This is a genomic window from Streptomyces sp. NPDC127084 (assembly GCF_042724175.1).
Taxonomy (GTDB): Bacteria; Actinomycetota; Actinomycetes; order Streptomycetales; family Streptomycetaceae; genus Streptomyces.
This window is the reverse complement of the sequence record NZ_JBHXFA010000386.1, coordinates 1-1,254: the sequence shown is the minus strand read 5'-3', so window position 1 is coordinate 1,254 and position 1,254 is coordinate 1. Positions and strand designations below refer to the sequence as shown.

1 protein-coding gene and 1 pseudogene are annotated in these 1,254 nt (G+C 67.2%); both read left to right on the top strand.

What is annotated here, in order from left to right; genetic code table 11:
- Positions 1-166: 166 nt before the first annotated feature.
- Complete coding sequence (locus ACFWI9_RS34430; protein WP_387169265.1) at positions 167-826, top strand: helix-turn-helix domain-containing protein; 660 nt, start codon at positions 167-169, stop codon at positions 824-826.
- A pseudogene (locus tag ACFWI9_RS34425) lies at positions 823-1,254 on the top strand (site-specific integrase); the annotation flags it as partial. The gene ACFWI9_RS34430 and the pseudogene ACFWI9_RS34425, both read left to right, overlap by 4 nt.

Here is a 1,254-nt window from a genome sequence, read left to right as displayed (position 1 = left end):
GATCGCGGCAGGAAGGCCGCGCAGCTCGTCGCTCGTCAGCCCTCGCGCCTCGCGACACGAGTTGAGTGTCGTCATGATGCCATCAATGGAATTCTTCGTGCTCCAGTGACACTTCAGATCTATCATGGAGTTGCAGCAGCACCTTTTACATGCCTAACGTGTCACCATGGCACCTGATCAATGGTCGGCAGCGTTCACCGGTCGGATCGCCCAACGCGTGCGGGTATCGCGCAAGGCGGCCGCCCTGACCATGGCCGAGGTCGCCCAGGGGTGTGCCGATCGCGGCCTGCCGGAGTTCACCGAGCACTCCCTGAAGAACCTGGAGTCCGGGCGCAAGACCAGCGTCACAGTGGCGGAGATCGTCGTCCTGGCCGACGTCCTGGGTGTCCCTCCAGTGACTCTCCTCTTCCCGCTCGGTTCCTCGGCCACGGTCGAGGTCCTCCCGGGCCGGGAGGTGTCCACGTGGGACGCGGTCGCGTGGTTCACCGGCGAGTCGCCGCTGGACGAACCCGCCCCCGCCGGCACCGCCCGAGACGTCCTCGACGTCTTCCGCCAGCACGGCGACCTGGTGGCTGCCGCACTGTCCTCCTACACCTTGGCCAGGGAGAGGCGACGAGCGGCCAGCACCACCCTGGACCGGACCCGCAGGGCCACCCTCCTGCAGCGCGCCCAGGGCTACGAGGAGCACGCGTTCGAGGACTGCCAGGAGCTGCGCGCGTTCCGAGGGCGGATGCGCGACCGCGAACTCGCACCTCCGGCCTTGCCCGACGAGCTCACCTTCGTCGACGAGCCCGAGACGCCTACCCGCCCGGAGAACGACGAGTGAAGAACGGCAACCTCATACGACGGTGCCGCTGCACCGACCCGGAAACCAAGAAGGAGTACGGCACCTCCTGCCCCAAGCTCAAGTCCTCGCGACGGCACGGCACTTGGACCGCCGCCCAGGAACTCGACCCCGCACAGGACGGCCGTCGCAGGCGCTTCCGTCGCGGTGGTTTCGAGACCTCCGCCAAGGCCCAGGAGGAGCTGGACAAAGTCCGTGCCCTCATGGCCATTCCCGAGGAGGAGGACGACGCCTGGGGCAAGACCCAGATCAGCGACCTCCTGGAGAACTGCGTCAAGGACAAGGACCCGATCCCGGACTACGACGAAACCCGGCGCCGTTTCAAGACGGGGCAGTCCCTGAACTCCAAGGTCACCGTGGCGGAGTGGCTGGACACCTGGCTGGCGGGACGCAAGCGTCTACGGCGGATC